Below are 16,419 nucleotides of genomic sequence, written 5' to 3'. Positions count from 1 at the left end.
AACCCATAAAAATCTAGGCAGGCGCTTTCACGCGCTTGCTTTTTGATTTGCCTTTTTGCCGAAAAGAAGGCACACTAATAAACGGTGAGACAGGACTGAGATTCGCGTTATTGTAAATAACCTGTAATCGAATGAACGTTTTCAAACATGATTTTTCCGTTATAATAAAAAATAGTGTAACCAAGAGAGGAGCAGCACGTATGTTTCGTAGTTTTAACCGAGAAATCGGAATCGACCTTGGAACGGCAAATACGCTCGTTTATGTAAAAGGTCAAGGCATCGTTGTTCGTGAACCGTCCGTAGTGGCGTTCCGTACAGATACAGGTAGAATTGAGGCCGTGGGTAACCAGGCCAAGGATATGATTGGACGTACGCCGGGCAACGTCACGGCACGCCGTCCGATGAAAGATGGGGTTATCGCCGACTTCGAGACGACAGCGACGATGATCAAATACTTCATGGAGCAAGCACAGAAGTCGAAGAGCGGTTTGTTCTCATCGAAGACGAACGTCATGATTTGTGTGCCAAGCGGCATCACGTCAGTCGAAAAACGTGCCGTCGAAGACGCAGCCAAGCAAGCGGGCGCACGTGAAGCGTACACGATCGAAGAACCGTTCGCGGCAGCAATCGGCGCCGGTCTCCCGGTTTGGGAACCGACAGGCTCGATGGTCGTTGATATCGGTGGCGGTACGACCGAAGTCGCAGTGATCTCACTCGGCGGCATCGTGACGAGCCAATCGATTCGTGTCGGCGGTGACGAAATGGATGACGCCATTATTCGTTACATCAAAAACAAATACAACCTCATGATCGGGGAGCGGACGTCAGAGACGCTCAAGATGGAAGTCGGTTCGGCTCGCATCGACGCTTCGAACGAGAATGAGAAAATGGAAATCCGTGGTCGCGACCTCGTGACAGGTCTTCCAAAACAAATCGAAGTCTCGGCTTCTGAAGTGTGCGAAGCACTCTCGGATACGGTCGAAGCGATCCTCGCGGGCGTGAAACAAACGCTCGAGCAGACGCCGCCGGAACTTGCTGCTGACGTGATGGACCGCGGCATCGTCCTCACAGGCGGTGGAGCCCTCCTTAAAAACTTGGATGACGTCATCTCGGACGAGACACACATCCCGACACTCGTCGCGGATGAGCCGCTCGATTGCGTCGCCATCGGGACAGGAAAATCTCTTGAAATGATGGACGTCCTCCGTTCAAAATCAGGCATCTCGTCGCGTCGATGAGTGGTGACACACGATGAGCCGGTTCGTACGCAATAAAAAGCTCATCATCACGCTGATCGGTATCATCTTATTCGTTGTGATTTTAGGGGTTTCGATTCGAGGACGGTCGGAATCCGCCTGGTACCAAGACGTCACGCGTGATGTGGTCGGAACGTTCCAACGGGTGTTCACGGTGCCGATCGGCTGGATGGACAGTACCGTGTCCTCGATTTCGAACGTACGAGATATTTATGAAGAGAACCGTCAATTGAAACAACATTTGACGAAATACGCGGAAGTGTCGGTCGAGGCCGATGACCTGCGCCGTGAGAACGAAGAATTGCGGCAAATGGTCGAGGCGTCCGACACGTCGCTCCGTGACTTCGACTTGATTCCCGCCGAAGTGATTGGGCGTACGCCGAACGACTGGCAGCGCTACGTAACGGTCAACGTCGGGGAAGAGCGCGGTGTCGAGAAAGGCATGGCCGTCACGGCCGCCGGCGGTATGGTCGGTCGCGTCATCCAGACGAGCGCCTATACGTCGCAAGTGCAGCTCCTCTCTGACAACAATCGGACGAACAACGTCTCGGCCGTCGTCAAGGACGCGGACGGCAAAGCGACGTACGGGACGATCGACGGCTTCGACAGCGAGACGAACGAGCTCTTCTTCACGAAGGTCTCGAACAGCGTCAAGTTGAAAGAAGGCGAGATCGTGTCGACGTCAGGTCTCGGTGGGCGGTATCCGGCCGGTCTCGTCATCGGTACGGTCGAGTCGATCGAAACCGACGAATACGGCGTGTCTCAAGTCGCCCGCATCAAACCTGAGGCGGACTTCAACGAGTTCTCGCAAATGTTTGTCATCGATCGAACGCTAGACGAACCGTTCTTGACGGGTCCCGAGGAAGGAGGAGCAGCGGGTGAGTAACATGAAAGTGTTCATCGCCCTGTTCCTCCTCTTTCTTATTGAAGGGACATGGGCCGCCATCTTCTCATGGCACTATGTGACGCCGTTCTTGTATTTGACGTTGATCGGCTTGATGTACGTCAGTTTGTATGGCCGTTGGGAGTCGGCGCTCGGATTCGGTCTCGTCTTCGGGCTATTGTATGACATCGTCTACACCGACTTGCTCGGAATTTACTTATTTACTTTTTCACTCATTCCTCTCTTAGTCAGCTTCGTGTTAAAATATATAGGTGAGAACTTCTTCTCGGTCGTCATCACGTTCACATTCATGATCCTCGTGTTTTCTTTCGGGATTTTCAGTGTCATGACGGCGGTCGGTGGGACGACCATGACCATTCAAACACTATTAGTTGAACAGATTCCAGGGACGCTCGCCGTCAACGCTGTCGCCATCGCACTGTTATACGTGCCGATGACACGATACGTGGCGCCGCGGCCTGTAGCGAAAAGAGGGTAGCCATGATGGAGCGTAAACGACATATTACGATAAAAGGACATCGCAACGGTATTGCAATCCACTTCAATCCACGGAGTGGCATCGATGAGGTGCTCGGAGAGCTTGAGGCCACGTTACAAGAAATGGAGCCGCCCTCTGGGAAGATTGCACTCAAATTGCACGCGGGTACTCGTTACATCGACGAGGAGCTGTCACGTCAAATTCGTGAAGTCGTCGCTCGTCATGGCGTTTTTTATATCGAGGAGCTGTCGAGCGAGGTCATGTTGACCGAAGAGGCGAAAGCGACCTACGGCAAAAAGACGTTCCACTACCATAGCGGGACGATTCGAAGCGGGCAAGTGCTCGATTTCGATGGCTCGGTGCTCATTATCGGAGACATCAACCCGGGGTCCGAGGTTCGGGCAACGGGCAGCATATATTGTTTAGGGACGATACGAGGAAATGTGCGTGCCGGTGTCGAAGGATGGGAGGAAGCGGTCATCACCGCCAGTCTGCTCCATCCGAAGTTTTTAGCGATTGGTGAACATGTGCTCGCGTCGGACGACGACGAAGAGCTTCCGGAGATCGAGATGGGATGCGCGTATCAGACGAATCAGGGCATTGAAATGACGCGTCTTCGTCAAGTCATGACTGGGCTGAAAGACGCATATGCAATGGAATTACAGAGAGGGTGAGTTTGATGGAGCAAGTAGTAGAGCCTGTACATACAGCTAAAGAAGTGAAGAAAGGTCGGGCCATCGTCGTGACGTCGGGGAAAGGTGGCGTCGGGAAGACGACCACGACCGCGAACCTCGGGACGGGCCTCGCGTTGTCTGGCCACTCGGTCTGTCTCGTCGATACGGATATCGGTCTACGGAACTTGGATATCATCTTAGGACTCGACAACCGGAGCATCTATAACCTCGTTGACGTCATCAACGGGCAGTGCAAGCTGCATCAGGCGCTCGTCCGTGACAAGCGGTTCGAAGAGATGTATCTCTTGCCTGCGGCCCAGTCGAAAGACAAGACGTCGGTCCAACCGGAGCAAGTGAAAGAGATCATCGACCAGTTGAAGACCGAATACGACTTCGTGTTGATCGACTGCCCGGCCGGTATCGAGCAAGGTTTCATGAACGCCATCGCCGGCGCCGACGAGGCTGTCGTCGTGACGACGCCTGAGAAGGCTGCCGTTCAAGACGCGGACCGCATCATCGGCATGCTCGAGCAAGCGGAACACGTCGCGGCACCGAAACTGATCGTCAACCGCGTCAAGAACCATCTCGTCGAATCAGGCGACATGCTCGACATCGATGACATCATGCGTATCTTGTCGATCGACTTGCTCGGCGTCGTCGTCGACGATGAAGAAGTCATCGCCGCTGCGAACCGCGGAGTGCCGGTCACGATGAACCCGGACAACAACGCCGGACAAGCGTACCGCAACATCACACGCCGCATTCTCGGCGAGTCGGTGCCGCTCATGTCGATTCAGACCGAACAAAAACCGGTCGGCTTCTGGACGCGGCTCATGATGAAGTTTGGAATGAAAAAAGCCTAAGGCAACGAAAGTTGCCTTTTTGTGTCGAAAGGAGAGATACGTGTGCGATTGATCTATGAACGGACCCCGTCCATCGAACGGGCCATGCTCGTCGATGGGGAACGCCTCCTCGAGGTCGAGGAACGCTTCATCGACCAACTGTCGGTCGGGACGATTCTCGAGGCCGCGATCGAACGGATTCACCCGTCGCTCGGCGCCGCGTTTTTGACGACCGGCGAGACGACGTTCTTCCTGCCGATTGCCGAGACGCTCAAAGCGCTCGAGGCGTATCCGAACGTGCCGGGCATCGGCCAGGCGGCCGTCGTCGGTGACAAACGCCTCGTCCAAGTGACGAAAGAAGGCATCAACGGCAAACATCATAAAGTGACGGAAAACATCCGCTTCGGCGGACGCTACATCGTCTACTTCCCATACGGCCGGCGTAAGCTGTATAGCCGGAAGCTCGACCTCGTCACCCAGGACCGGTTATCAAAAGTGTTCGAGCTCGAAGAAGCGGAAGGTGTCTTGTTTCGGACGGAGTCAGGGCAAGCGAGCCCGGACGTCCTTCAAGAAGAACTTGCCTTGCTTCGGCGTCGCGCTGCGGACGTCGTGACGGCACGACGCGGGCAGGATGAGCTGCTGTGTGAACAGTTCGTGCGCCGCCATGCGGTCGAGTCGGTCATGTTGAACGACAAGGAAGCACAAGAGCGGTTATCACGGCTCGAGGTCAACGTCGAACGCCACGTCGGCAAAGGTCGGATGAAAGAAGCGGCCCGGCTCGACGGGGCGATTGAAAAGCTCGGACAGCGCGTCGTCTGGCTCGAAGGTGGTTCTTACGTCTTGGTCGAACAAGTTGAGACGATGACCGTCATCGACGTCAACAGCGGCAAGAACGTCGCCGTCAAGGACAAGGGACGGGCAGCCGACACAATCAACGAGGCCGCGCTCTACGCGGTCATGGAGCAGCTCCGGCTGCGCAATATCGGCGGCATGGTCGTCATCGACTTCTTACGCGGGTCAAAAGACGGGCAGAACCGGCTCTTGAAAAAGATGAAAGAGCTCGGCGCCCGTGATCCACGCCGCGTCGAAGTGTACGGTTTCACGCGTATGGGCTTGTTCGAGCTGTCCCGGGAACGCACGGGACGTTCGATTCAAGACCGGATGACGCACGACGGGAAGCCGTCGAAGCTCGCCGTCTTCTCTCGGATTGAACGTGCTTTGATGGAGCTCGCGCCGGAAGTCGAAGCGGTCGTCTTGACGCTCCCGGGCAAGTGGCACGACGCGTCGTGGGATGGGTTTGCCTGCACGGTCCTCCTCGTCGAGGGAGAACCGGATGTGGCGTTCTACGGGACGCTCGAGGAATGTCAGAATTTCGTATCTCGTCATTGACAACGATGAAACGAGAGTGGTATTATCTATAACGTTAGTTCGTTTGGAAGCACCCAAATGGCTACAACCGCACAGAACGGGTTGAAACGGTTTCGCCCTGCCCTGGATGGCGAGTCTGAGTTTAATAAGGAGGTGCACGTATATGTACGCAATCATCAAAACTGGTGGTAAGCAAATCAAAGTTGAAGCAGGTCAAGAGATCTACATCGAAAAACTCGATGCTGATGTCGAGGGTACTGTAGAATTCGGTGAAGTTCTTTTCGTTGGTGGTGACGATGTTAAAGTCGGAGCTCCACTCGTAGAGGGCGCTAAAGTTGTCGGTACTGTGGTAAAACACGGCCGCGCTAAGAAGATCACTGTCTTCAAAATGAAAGCTAAGAAAAACTACCGTCGTAAGCAAGGTCACCGTCAGCCTTACACGAAAGTTCGCATCGAGAAAATCGAAGCGTAAGCTATGATTCGAGTAACGGTCAGACGAGACGAGACGAAGTCGATTCGTTCCGTCGAAGTGACAGGTCACGCCAACTTTGCCGAACCCGGTTCTGACTTGGTATGTGCCGGCGTTTCTGCCATCATCTTTGGGGCATACAACGCTGTCGAGGTACTCGCCGGTCAGTCGCTTCTTGTAGAAATGGCAGACAAAACAGAGGGTGGCTACTTTTATGTCGAGACGTATCCTGACCTATCACCGGAGGATATGACTCGCACCCAATTGTTATTAGAAGGGATGCTCGTGCAACTAGACACGATCGCCCAGAGTTACGGTGATTATATCCAAATTGAACAATAGGAGGTGGACCTCATGTTACAATTGAACCTTCAGTTCTTCGCATCGAAAAAGGGAGTAGGATCGACTAAAAACGGTCGTGACTCGATTTCGAAACGCCTCGGCGCTAAACGCGCTGACGGACAAACGGTTTCAGCTGGATCGATTCTCTACCGTCAACGCGGTACGAAAATTCACCCAGGTGAAAACGTCGGCCGTGGTGGCGACGACACATTGTTTGCTAAAGTTGACGGCGTAGTACGCTTCGAGCGTCTTGGTCGCGACAAGAAACAAGTGAGCGTTTACCCAGTTGCGTAAGTAGAACCACGCAGAAGACTCTAGCCACTTATTTGGTTAGAGTCTTTTTTACTAGTTTTACCTAGGAGAGGATTGCATGAACTCACAGGCAGCACTGAAACTATTATCGACCGTCCGTCACGAATGGATGAATCGGCTTCAGATGATCTCCTTGTATGCGGCGCTCGAGCCTGAAAAACTCGAGGAGCTGTACGAGCGATATCGTCAGCACGCCGACGAGGAGAGTGCGCTCATTCGTTTGGATTTGCCGATGACGAGTCTCGTCATCATACAAGCGAATTGGGAAGGACGGTTGACCTACAAGGTATCGGCCGACCGTGTGTCGCTCGACGACGCGCGTGTGGCGGACAAACTTGTCCGTCTTCTGTCAGGAACGGATGGACCGATTCATGTGACGTTCACGGACGGACTGATGGTCCGCGTCTTCGGTCATGTGCCGGACGACGTGTTCACGTCAGACGAAGTGTACGAGCAGACAGTAGAATGTTCTACGTTCGTTATAAAGGAGGGGAATTAAATGTTTGTCGATCAGGTTAATATTTTTGTAAAAGCTGGAGACGGCGGTAAAGGGATGGTCGCGTTCCGCCGCGAGAAGTATGTTCCAGACGGTGGACCAGCAGGAGGAGACGGCGGTCACGGTGGTGACGTCGTATTCGAAGTAGAAGAAGGATTGCGCACGCTCGTAGATTTCCGCTTCTCGAAAAAGTTCATCGCCCATGACGGTGAAAAAGGGATGTCGAAAGGCATGCACGGACGAAAAGCGAAGCCGCTCGTCGTCAAAGTCCCACCAGGTACGATCGTATTTGATGCATCGACCGATACGGTCATCGCCGACCTTACCGAGCACGGCCAACGGGCCACGATCGCCAAAGGCGGACGCGGTGGCCGCGGGAACTGTCGTTTTGCGACGCCAGCCAACCCGGCACCAGAGATCGCCGAGAACGGGGAGCCAGGTCAAGAGCGCGAATTGCGTCTTGAGTTGAAATTGCTCGCTGACGTCGGTCTCGTCGGATTCCCGTCAGTCGGGAAATCGACGCTCTTGTCAGTCGTCTCGTCGGCACGCCCGAAAATCGGCGCGTACCACTTCACGACGATCACACCGAACCTCGGTGTCGTCAAGACGGCGGACGACCGTGACTTCGTCATGGCCGATCTTCCAGGACTCATCGAAGGGGCGAGCCAAGGCGTCGGTCTCGGTCACCAGTTCCTTCGTCACATCGAGCGGACGAAAGTCATCGTCCACATGATCGATATGAGTGGCATGGAAGGGCGCGACCCGTTCGAAGACTACACGACAATCAACCGCGAACTCGAGTCGTATAACTTACGCCTCCTCGAGCGTCCGCAAATCGTTGTCGCCAACAAGATGGACATGCCGGATGCGCCGGAATTATTGGAAGAGTTCCAAAAGAAAATCGGAGACGACGTCAAAGTCTTCCCGATCTCGGCACTCGCCAAAGAAGGACTCCGCAACCTGCTCATCGAAGTAGCTAATCTCGTGGACTCGACACCTGAGTTCCCACTCGAAGAGCTCGAAGAGAAGACGGCCACACCACGTGTCGTTTATCGTTACGAGAAGGAAGAGAAAGGGTATCAGATTCATGTCGATGAATACGAACGCTTCGTGATCACGGGGCCGCGCATCGAGAAGCTCTTCAAGATGACGAACTTCGATCACGACGAGTCGATTAAACGCTTCGCGCGTCAAATGCGTCAAATGGGCGTCGATGACGACCTTCGCAAGTTGGGTGCCGAAGACGGCAGCGTCGTCGCTATCTTGGATTTTGAATTCGAATTTGTCGAATAATCTTTTATTAATGAAATGGAGTGTGAAGTAAACGTGGACCCTGTGCCCTCGTCTAGTTTAATTCTTTATGCAGTTTTAGTTATGTTGTCAGCCTTTTTCTCTTCTGCCGAGACCGCGCTCTCGAGTGTGAACCGCGTCCGGATGATTCGTATGAGTGAAGACGGGGACAAGGGCGCCAAGCGCGTCCTCCACCTCGTCGACCGCTTCGATGACACGCTCTCGACGATCCTTGTCGGGAACAACATCGTCAACATCGGTGCCGCGACGGTGTCGACGGCCATCGCCACGAGTATTTACTCGGGTGGGGCCGGACTCGTCATCTCGACGTTCGCGACGACGATTGTCATCTTGATTTTCGGTGAGATTTTACCGAAGTCGCTCGCGAAAGAGTTCGCGGAGAAGTATTCGCTTCTCATCAGCGGCATTTTGTTGTTCCTCGTCAAAGTCTTGAAACCGGCGACGATGATCTTTACCGGGTTGAAGAAGTTGGTACTCCGCATGATTGGGATGAACGACAAAGAGCCGTCGGTGACGGAAGAAGAGTTGAAAGTGCTCGTCGATATGGGAGAAGAAGAAGGGGTGCTCGGCGAGACCGAAGCGGAACTCGTGCATAGCGCCTTCGCCTTCAACGACATTACCGTCGACGATGTGTTGACGCCGCGGATCGATATCCTCGCCGTCGACATTGACGATACGCTTGAAGAGATCAAAGACACGATCTTTAGCGGTGGACATTCTCGTCTGCCGGTGTATAAAGACTCGATTGACAACGTCATCGGGGTGTTGTCAGAGCGTGATTTCCTTCGTTCGATGATGCGTGATGAAGTGACGGACGTCCGTTCGCTCATTCGTCCGCTCACGTACGTATCGCCGCAGACAAAATTGATTGAGCTGCTTCCTGTACTCCAGCAAAAACAATCGCACATGGCCGTCGTCCTCGACGAATTCGGCGGGACGGCCGGTCTGATCACACTCGAAGATATGCTCGAGGAGCTCGTCGGAGACATTTGGGACGAGCACGACGAATCGATCGTCTATTTGAGACGACTCCGTGACGGCGTCTACGAGTGTATGGCCGACATGGATGTCGATGAGTTCGCTGATGAGATGGGAATTAAAGAACCTGAAGTAGATGCCAACACGATGGGTGGTTGGATCGTCGAACTATTAGGAGACATTCCAGAGAAAGGTGCGCGTGTCACGTACGATGACATGACGTTCACCGTTCTCCACGTCGAAAAGCGTCGGATTCGCAAATTGCTCGTCGAGACGGGTCAATCCGAACCGGTCGAACAAGCGTAAACGAACAAAAGGAGGGACCGCCAACTGGCGGTCCCTCCTTTTGTTTAGACGGTATGATGGCGCTCGACGCGTTCGAGCAGCTCGTATGGCCGAACTTTATAGATGGCGTGCGGCATATATGTCGGGTCGATCGCATCAACGAGACGCATTTGGAAGTGCTCTCGTTTGATATAGTCGCCGACGTTCGACGCATCGACCTTGAAGAAACCGACTTCTTGCGTCTCACCTTCCTGCGGTTGCAGGTCGCCGGAGACGTAGCGGGCACGGAACGTGACGCAGAGGACGCGCGAGGAGACGTTTTGGTAGATGCCGGTGATGCCTTCGACTTCAATATCGACACCGGTCTCTTCTTTCACTTCGCGGTGCACGGCGTCGACGATCGACTCATGCTCCTCGACTTGTCCGCCCGGCATCTCATACGTGTCGCTCCGGTGCGTGTTCTGGACGAGCAACACTTCGCCGGCCTCGTTCGTGACGTAGGCGGTCACGGAGACGATCGTGCGCGGTGGCGTATAGTGACCGGTCGGCATCATGAATTCCTCACTCGACTTGATATATAAATCTTTGCCGAGACGGGCTCGCTTCTTCATCGCCTCGCGACGTAAGCCGCTCGAGCGGTAATCGCGTTCGACTTGTTCGTAATGTTCGCGGTCACGGTATTCCCACAGGGCCATGACCTCGCTCTTGTCTTCGGTCACCCAACGACCGACGAGACGGGCGCCGTGCGATACCTGAATCGGATACAGGTATGTATGGAAAAACTCGGTGAATTCATCTAAGCGTTCAGGACGGATGGTGTACGTTTTTCGACGATGGAACATGGTAATTCCTCCTTTGAAGGTGGTATCTCTATTCCGAGAAAAAAACGCTTTCCTCATGACTCTATATTCGTCATCACGATCCGTTTTCCCTCTATATCAAAAAAAGTCAGCTCGAGCGCATCTGCTCAGGCTGACTTTTTGAATAGGCGCGGATTCGCGCGGACGTAGCGGACGAGAAAGAACAGTCCGATGCCGATGCCGACGTACGGCAAGAACCCGTGTGTGACTTCACCGATGTGACGCCAATTGTCGCCGAGCATCATCCCGAGTTTGACGAAGATGAACGACCAGACGGCGAAGATGAGGACGGTCACCGTCAAAAACTTCCGGAACGATAACCGCATGACCCCGGCGCTGACGGCGAACAGTTGGCGCCAAATGACGCTCAGACAGACGATCCAGGCGCCGTACGTCTCGAACCAGACTTCGGCCCGGCGTTGCTTCGCCTCGCTGATGCGGAACGATCGATAGAGGCGAATGGCGACAGGGCGTCCTCCGTAGCGGCCAATCCCATATAAGACGATTTGACTGATGACGAACGCCGCCCAGGCGAGCAGGAAGACGAACAGGAACGAGGTGTCGAGAGATCCGGTCAGGTAGCCGCCGTAGGCGAGCACGAGCTCGTTCGGGATCAGTTGGATGAAGATGCCGAGCGGGACGCTAAAAACGCCACACCCGAGCAACAGTTGCTCGAGAAAGTGCCACATGACCGTTTCCCCCTTTCCAAATTTTGTACAGGATGCATTCCATCCATCAGTATAACGAACATGAGTCGAAAGCAAAAGAAAAGATGTCACGTATTTGTGACATCTTAGTCGAGCTCGGAGACGAGGACGCCGAGCCGTTCAAGTTCTGAGACGGCGGCATCGATGGCGTCTTCACTATCGGCCTCGAGCGTATGAATGTGGAGACCACCCGTCAAATGCGACAGCGGGGCGGCTTGGTTCGCCTCGACCCGTTCGAGGAAAGCACGGACGTCGCGACGGCTCTTCACCATCAATTGCCCCGTCAATGAACCGTAGACCGGATGGTCGATGATGACGTCGCGAATCGTGACGCCCTCGTCGACGATGGCGTTCATCTCCGCTTCCATGTCCTCGGCCTCGTGGCGACAGACGATTTTACGGGTATAGGCGGACGGTGACGCCTCACCTGGTAGATAGACGTACCCGCGGGCGGTCGCGACGATCTGATGGCCCTTCGCCTTCAAGAGCGACAAGTCTTGGACGACGACTTGTCGGCTGACGGCGACGCGGCGGGCGAGCTCGGAGCCTGTGATCGGCTCGGAACTCTGTTCAATCATTTCCAGTAACGTGCGCCGGCGTTCTTCACCGGCTAAGCGTTTGTTCATAAGATCCAACTCTCCTTGCTAAAGTGACGATGGCTTCGGCGAGTGCCGTCGTGGCCTCGATGGTCGTGTCTTCGCCGAAAGAAATGCGGACGAGTCCGTGACAGGCGCTCGTCTCATAGCCGAGCGACTCGAGCATCCGGTTCGGTCCGTTCTGGCCGGCCCGACAGGCCGACCCTGCCGACACTTGGAACCCGAGCCCGTCGAGTTCGGTCATCCACCACTGCCCGTCCCGCTGTTTCGAGACGAACGAGAAGATGGCGGGGCTCTGCTGGTCGAACTCGAGCCAATCCACGTAAGACGATGTCTTCTCTTTCAAGATAGCACGAAACGCCAAGAAATTTCTTTCATGACGTGTCCGTTGCTCGTGACGGTCGGTGAACGCTTTGACGAAAGCGCAGATGCCGGGCACGTCGATGGTGCCGGGACGGATGCCGTATTGATGGTGTCCCGGATAATAGGGCGGTGGCAACAGCCGTTCCATATAGAGGCCGCCGACGCCTTTCGGGCCCCCGACTTTATGGGCGCTGAACGAATAGGCGTCAATCCCGTCGACGGAGACCGGGATCTTGCCGAGCGCCTGGACACCGTCGACGTGGAACAACACTTTCTTATATTTCAATTGGCAGAGGATGTTGTGGAGCGGGAGCGTCCAGCCGGCGTCCGAGTTGACGTGTTGAAACGTGACGAGCCCGATGTCACGGTCGAGCAAATGCGTGAACGTCTCGTGGTCGAACCGTCCGTCCTTCAGCTTCAATCGGTGAACGATCACGCCTTCTGCTTCCCACTCGTCAAGCAGAAGCGCGACCGAGTCGTGCTCTTGCCACGACGTGATGACTTCACTGCCTTTCATGCGCTTCCGGAGACTCGTGAGGGCGATGTAGTTGCTCTCGGAGCCGCTTCCGGTGAAGAGGAGCTTGCCGCGGAGCATGTCGAGCCCGAGCGCCTGCTTCAACAGACGTCGGGATTCGGTCAAGTAATCTTCCGCCATATAGCCGTGCGTGTGGAGGGAAGACGGGTTACCGTATACGCTTCGTGCCATGGCCACGTAATGGTCGAGAGCGGATTTTGTCATCGGGTGCGTCGCCGCATAATCAAAGTAACGGTTCATCGTAAGTTCCCCTTTTTTCATGTTGTCTTCTTCACAAAATTATGCGAAACTAGTTTACAAGTCAACATTACATATGAAAAACAGGTGATATACAGATGTCTTTACAGTTTGAACGGGTCGATGTGTTGATCGTTGGGGCTGGCTTGGCCGCCGTGACGGTCGCACTCCATTTGCCTCATTCATTGAACGTCCTTGTAGTCTCCAAGCACGAAGTGACAAGCGCGAACTCAGATCTGGCCCAAGGCGGGATCGCGAGCTCGTATTTGGAGCCGTCGAGTGTCGACCATGAGCGGGATACGCTCGTCGCCTCGAAACTCGCAGCCGTGCCAGACCGGGTCTATACACTCGTCGAAGAAGGACGGAGCGCGATCCGCGACTTGGAGCGCTTCGGTGTCGTCTTCGACCGGGAGGGTGCTGATTACGCCGTCGGACGTGAAGGGGCGCATGGCATGAATCGAATCTTTCACGTCGGCGGGGACGAGACCGGACGTCACGTCATGGCGACGCTTCGTCGTCAATTGCCGGATAACGTGACCGTCATGGAACACGTATTGATCGATTCGTTGGTGAAGACCGACGGCCGCGTGACCGGGGCGACCGGATTCAACGGAGAGACACGTCTTCACGTCCAGGCCGGAGCCGTCGTCTTGGCGACCGGGGGAATCGGTGGACTCATCGATTGGACGTCGAACTGTCGCTCGGTCACGGGGGACGGGCTCGTCTTGGCGGACGAGGTCGGGGCGAGACTCACGAACTTGTCTCGTATCCAATTCCACCCGACGTTACTCGCGGTCGATTCGCCCCACCTCGTCACGGAAGCGTTAAGAGGAGCAGGCGCGACGCTCGTCGATGCGTCAGGACGTCACGTGATGGCCCACCATCCGCTCGGAAGCCTCGCCCCTAGGGACGAGGTCGCTCGATCACTCACGCGTCATGACGGCACCGTCTACTTGGATACGAGTCGCGTCGAGCGAATTGATGAACGGTTCCCGAAACTCGTTGAGACGTGCCGGATGTATGGGCTCGACGCGACGCGAATCCCAGTGCGGCCCGGGCTACATTTTCATATGGGCGGTGTGGACGTCGACGTAGACGGGCGGACGACCGTCGCTGGGTTATATGCGGTTGGTGAGGTCGCCGATTCGGGCGTCCACGGGAAAAATCGACTGGCGTCAAATTCGTTACTCGAATGCTGGGTGTTCGGGAAGCGGGTGGCGGTAGCGGTGACGGTGGAGGAGAAGCCGTTCACGGTGAACGAGACGACCGTATATGAGGTTTCGGATAATCTGTTCAGCCGCTATCGGCAACAGATTGGGGAATGGTTGACAATCTCGCCTCAGATTGGCGAAATCGTAAGTTTCTTAGAAAATACCCAACAACTGGCACAGACGAAACACGTGTCAAGACAATTAAGTGAACAGACGTTGAGTCTGAAAGCGGCACGCCTGTTGGCCAGTGCCGTCATAAGAACGGAGGATTCAGATGAACAAAATCGCCTTGCGCGAACAGCTGACAGCATTTTTACATGAGGACATCGGGTTTGGGGACGCCTCGAGTACCTTGATTGACCACCGCGAGACGTCGCTCGCCACGGTCAGCGCCAAGGCAGACGGCGTCTTCTGCGGCATGGACGTCGTCCTCGAGATGGCGCAGTTGCAACGTCTCGTCGTCGAATCGTGCCAACCGGACGGCACGAACGTCACGGCAGGTGACACGCTCTTTATTTTGAGAGGCAAGACGCGGACGCTCCTTGAGACGGAACGGGTGCTGTTGAACCTCGTCCAGCACTTGAGCGGGATCGCGACGATGACGCGGCGCTGCGTCGAACGGCTCGACGACCCGACGATCGCCGTCACGGACACGCGCAAGACGACGCCCGGGCTCCGTATGCTTGAGAAACATGCCGTCCGTTCGGGTGGTGGGAAGAACCATCGGCTCCGTCTCGACGATGCCATCATGATCAAAGACAACCACATCACGGCCCTTGGCGGGATTACGAACGCGGTCGCACGGGCTCGGATGCTTGCCGGCCACACGACGCCGATTGAAGTCGAGGTCGAGACGCTCGAACAATTGCATGAGGCGATCGCGGCGAACGCCGACATCATCATGTTCGACAACCGGGCACCCGAAGAACTGAAGGCTTGGCGTGCGCTCGTACCACCACATATTAAAACGGAGGCGTCAGGAGGTATCACTGTCGAGACGATCGCAACGTATCGCGGTACGGGTGTCGACGTCATCTCGATCGGGCAGTTGACGCATTCGGTGACGGCGCTCGATTGCAGTCTAAATCTTGTAGGAGGAATCAAACATGCAATTACTCGGAACGATGCCAGCGCAGTACGCTGAGTTGACGATTGAACAGATGGAACAACGGATTGAAGCTATAAAGGTCCGACTCGGCAGCCGCCTGTTTTTACCGGCCCACCACTATCAAAAAGATGAGGTCGTCCAGTTCGCGGATGCGACCGGAGATTCGCTCCAGCTCGCACGGCTCGCCGAACAGATGAGCGAGGCGGAGTTCATCGTCTTCTGTGGCGTCCACTTCATGGCCGAGACGGCCGACATGCTGACGCGTGACGACCAGCTCGTCATCTTGCCGGACATGCGGGCCGGATGTTCGATGGCGGACATGGCCGATATCGATCAGACGGAGGTCGCTTGGGAAGAGCTGACCGATACGTTCGGCGACGATATCATTCCAATCACGTACGTCAATTCGACGGCGGCCATCAAGGCGTTCGTCGGCAAGAACGGGGGCGCGACGGTCACATCTTCCAATGCCCATGACATCGTGCGCTGGGCACTCGAGGCGGGCGAACGGATTCTGTTTTTACCGGACCAGCATCTCGGGCGGAACACGGCGTTTGATTTGGGCGTGCCACTCGAGGCGATGGCCGTCTGGGACCCGCTCCGGGAACGACTCGTCTATGAGGGTGACATCGAGGACGTGCGGGTCATTCTGTGGAAAGGGCACTGCTCGGTCCATGAGAAGTTCAACGTCGCCCAAATTGAGGCGTTACGGAAGAACGACCCGGAACGACGCATCATCGTCCATCCCGAGTGCACGTTCGACGTCGTGCAGGCGGCGGACGAGGCCGGGTCGACGTCATATATCATCGAGCAAATCGAAGCGAGCGCGCCGGGGACGAAGTGGGCCGTCGGCACCGAGATGAACTTGGTCAACCGTCTCGCGGCGACGCACCCCGAGCTCGATATCATCTCGCTCAATCCGTACATGTGTCCATGCTTGACGATGAACCGCATCGATTTGCCGCATCTGCTCTGGGCGCTCGAGTCGCTCGAGACCGATCCGGTCAACGTCATCCGTGTCAATCTAGAGACGACGAAGTGGGCGACACTCGCCCTCGAGCGGATGCTCGCGCACTGAGGACAGGCA

Annotated in this window: 19 protein-coding genes and 1 other annotated feature; of the genes, 15 read left to right on the top strand and 4 right to left on the bottom strand. The window is 55.5% G+C overall.

Going from position 1 to position 16,419, the window contains the following annotated elements:
- The first annotated feature begins 200 nt into the window (after positions 1 to 200).
- From KNP60_RS06060 to KNP60_RS06005, 12 genes are all read left to right on the top strand, one after another.
- Positions 201 to 1,238 carry a rod shape-determining protein gene (locus tag KNP60_RS06060; RefSeq protein ID WP_034776859.1) on the top strand — a complete coding sequence of 346 codons (1,038 nt, stop codon included), beginning with the start codon at positions 201 to 203 and terminating at the stop codon, positions 1,236 to 1,238.
- Positions 1,239 to 1,251: 13 nt separating this feature from the next.
- Positions 1,252 to 2,142: a rod shape-determining protein MreC gene (gene mreC, locus KNP60_RS06055; protein WP_034776861.1), complete on the top strand. Its 891-nt coding sequence runs from the start codon at positions 1,252 to 1,254 to the stop codon at positions 2,140 to 2,142.
- 1 nt (position 2,143) lies between these two features.
- Entirely contained in the window at positions 2,144 to 2,638 is a 495-nt protein-coding gene (mreD, locus tag KNP60_RS06050; RefSeq protein WP_052090206.1) for a rod shape-determining protein MreD, read from the top strand.
- A 5-nt stretch (positions 2,639 to 2,643) separates the two neighbouring features.
- The gene (locus KNP60_RS06045; RefSeq protein WP_232939187.1) at positions 2,644 to 3,312 is read left to right on the top strand and encodes a septum site-determining protein MinC; all 669 of its coding nucleotides are present in this window, start codon (positions 2,644 to 2,646) and stop codon (positions 3,310 to 3,312) included.
- 5 nt (positions 3,313 to 3,317) lie between these two features.
- On the top strand, positions 3,318 to 4,175 hold the full coding sequence (minD, locus tag KNP60_RS06040) for a septum site-determining protein MinD (RefSeq protein WP_051627738.1): 858 nt from the start codon (positions 3,318 to 3,320) through the stop codon (positions 4,173 to 4,175).
- Between the two features lie 42 nt (positions 4,176 to 4,217).
- Complete coding sequence (locus KNP60_RS06035; protein ID WP_214797100.1) at positions 4,218 to 5,543, top strand: ribonuclease E/G; 1,326 nt, start codon at positions 4,218 to 4,220, stop codon at positions 5,541 to 5,543.
- 55 nt (positions 5,544 to 5,598) lie between these two features.
- Positions 5,599 to 5,670 (top strand) — a sequence feature (ribosomal protein L21 leader region).
- A gap of 15 nt (positions 5,671 to 5,685) precedes the next feature.
- Complete coding sequence (gene rplU / locus KNP60_RS06030; RefSeq protein ID WP_015881153.1) at positions 5,686 to 5,994, top strand: 50S ribosomal protein L21; 309 nt, start codon at positions 5,686 to 5,688, stop codon at positions 5,992 to 5,994.
- 3 nt (positions 5,995 to 5,997) lie between these two features.
- The gene (locus tag KNP60_RS06025; RefSeq protein WP_034776866.1) at positions 5,998 to 6,333 is read left to right on the top strand and encodes a ribosomal-processing cysteine protease Prp; all 336 of its coding nucleotides are present in this window, start codon (positions 5,998 to 6,000) and stop codon (positions 6,331 to 6,333) included.
- A 12-nt stretch (positions 6,334 to 6,345) separates the two neighbouring features.
- On the top strand, positions 6,346 to 6,627 hold the full coding sequence (gene rpmA / locus KNP60_RS06020) for a 50S ribosomal protein L27 (RefSeq protein ID WP_016508537.1): 282 nt from the start codon (positions 6,346 to 6,348) through the stop codon (positions 6,625 to 6,627).
- A 76-nt stretch (positions 6,628 to 6,703) separates the two neighbouring features.
- Complete coding sequence (locus KNP60_RS06015) at positions 6,704 to 7,144, top strand: Spo0B domain-containing protein (protein WP_034776867.1); 441 nt, start codon at positions 6,704 to 6,706, stop codon at positions 7,142 to 7,144.
- Positions 7,145 to 8,434, top strand: a complete 1,290-nt coding sequence (gene obgE, locus KNP60_RS06010) for a GTPase ObgE (RefSeq protein WP_034776868.1) — start codon at positions 7,145 to 7,147, stop codon at positions 8,432 to 8,434.
- A 15-nt stretch (positions 8,435 to 8,449) separates the two neighbouring features.
- The gene (locus KNP60_RS06005) at positions 8,450 to 9,736 is read left to right on the top strand and encodes a hemolysin family protein (protein WP_214797099.1); all 1,287 of its coding nucleotides are present in this window, start codon (positions 8,450 to 8,452) and stop codon (positions 9,734 to 9,736) included.
- 44 nt (positions 9,737 to 9,780) lie between these two features.
- Here the strand turns inward: KNP60_RS06005 and KNP60_RS06000 are convergent, their stop codons facing one another.
- The 4 genes from KNP60_RS06000 to KNP60_RS05985 form a co-directional block, all read right to left on the bottom strand.
- Positions 9,781 to 10,557, bottom strand: a complete 777-nt coding sequence (locus tag KNP60_RS06000) for an NUDIX domain-containing protein (protein WP_034776870.1) — start codon at positions 10,555 to 10,557, stop codon at positions 9,781 to 9,783.
- A gap of 125 nt (positions 10,558 to 10,682) precedes the next feature.
- Positions 10,683 to 11,264 carry a DedA family protein gene (locus KNP60_RS05995; protein WP_214797098.1) on the bottom strand — a complete coding sequence of 194 codons (582 nt, stop codon included), beginning with the start codon at positions 11,262 to 11,264 and terminating at the stop codon, positions 10,683 to 10,685.
- A gap of 104 nt (positions 11,265 to 11,368) precedes the next feature.
- Positions 11,369 to 11,908, bottom strand: coding sequence for a transcription repressor NadR (locus tag KNP60_RS05990; RefSeq protein WP_034776872.1), 540 nt, complete (start codon positions 11,906 to 11,908; stop codon positions 11,369 to 11,371).
- A complete protein-coding gene (locus KNP60_RS05985; protein WP_251131342.1) occupies positions 11,886 to 13,016 on the bottom strand; it encodes a cysteine desulfurase family protein in 1,131 nt (376 codons plus the stop codon). Before KNP60_RS05985 ends, KNP60_RS05990 begins: the two co-directional genes overlap by 23 nt.
- A gap of 95 nt (positions 13,017 to 13,111) precedes the next feature.
- Here KNP60_RS05985 and KNP60_RS05980 point away from each other — a divergent pair, with 95 nt between their 5' ends.
- The 3 genes from KNP60_RS05980 to nadA are packed head-to-tail and all read left to right on the top strand — an operon-like array spanning position 13,112 to position 16,410.
- The gene (locus KNP60_RS05980; RefSeq protein ID WP_214797096.1) at positions 13,112 to 14,545 is read left to right on the top strand and encodes an L-aspartate oxidase; all 1,434 of its coding nucleotides are present in this window, start codon (positions 13,112 to 13,114) and stop codon (positions 14,543 to 14,545) included.
- Positions 14,499 to 15,368, top strand: a complete 870-nt coding sequence (gene nadC, locus KNP60_RS05975; RefSeq protein ID WP_214797095.1) for a carboxylating nicotinate-nucleotide diphosphorylase — start codon at positions 14,499 to 14,501, stop codon at positions 15,366 to 15,368. Before KNP60_RS05980 ends, nadC begins: the two co-directional genes overlap by 47 nt.
- A complete protein-coding gene (gene nadA, locus KNP60_RS05970; RefSeq protein ID WP_214797094.1) occupies positions 15,331 to 16,410 on the top strand; it encodes a quinolinate synthase NadA in 1,080 nt (359 codons plus the stop codon). Before nadC ends, nadA begins: the two co-directional genes overlap by 38 nt.
- Positions 16,411 to 16,419: the final 9 nt, after the last annotated feature.

The organism is Exiguobacterium sp. s5 (assembly GCF_018618075.1).
GTDB lineage: Bacteria > Bacillota > Bacilli > Exiguobacteriales > Exiguobacteriaceae > Exiguobacterium > Exiguobacterium mexicanum_A.
This window is presented reverse-complemented; position numbering and strand designations above follow the sequence as displayed.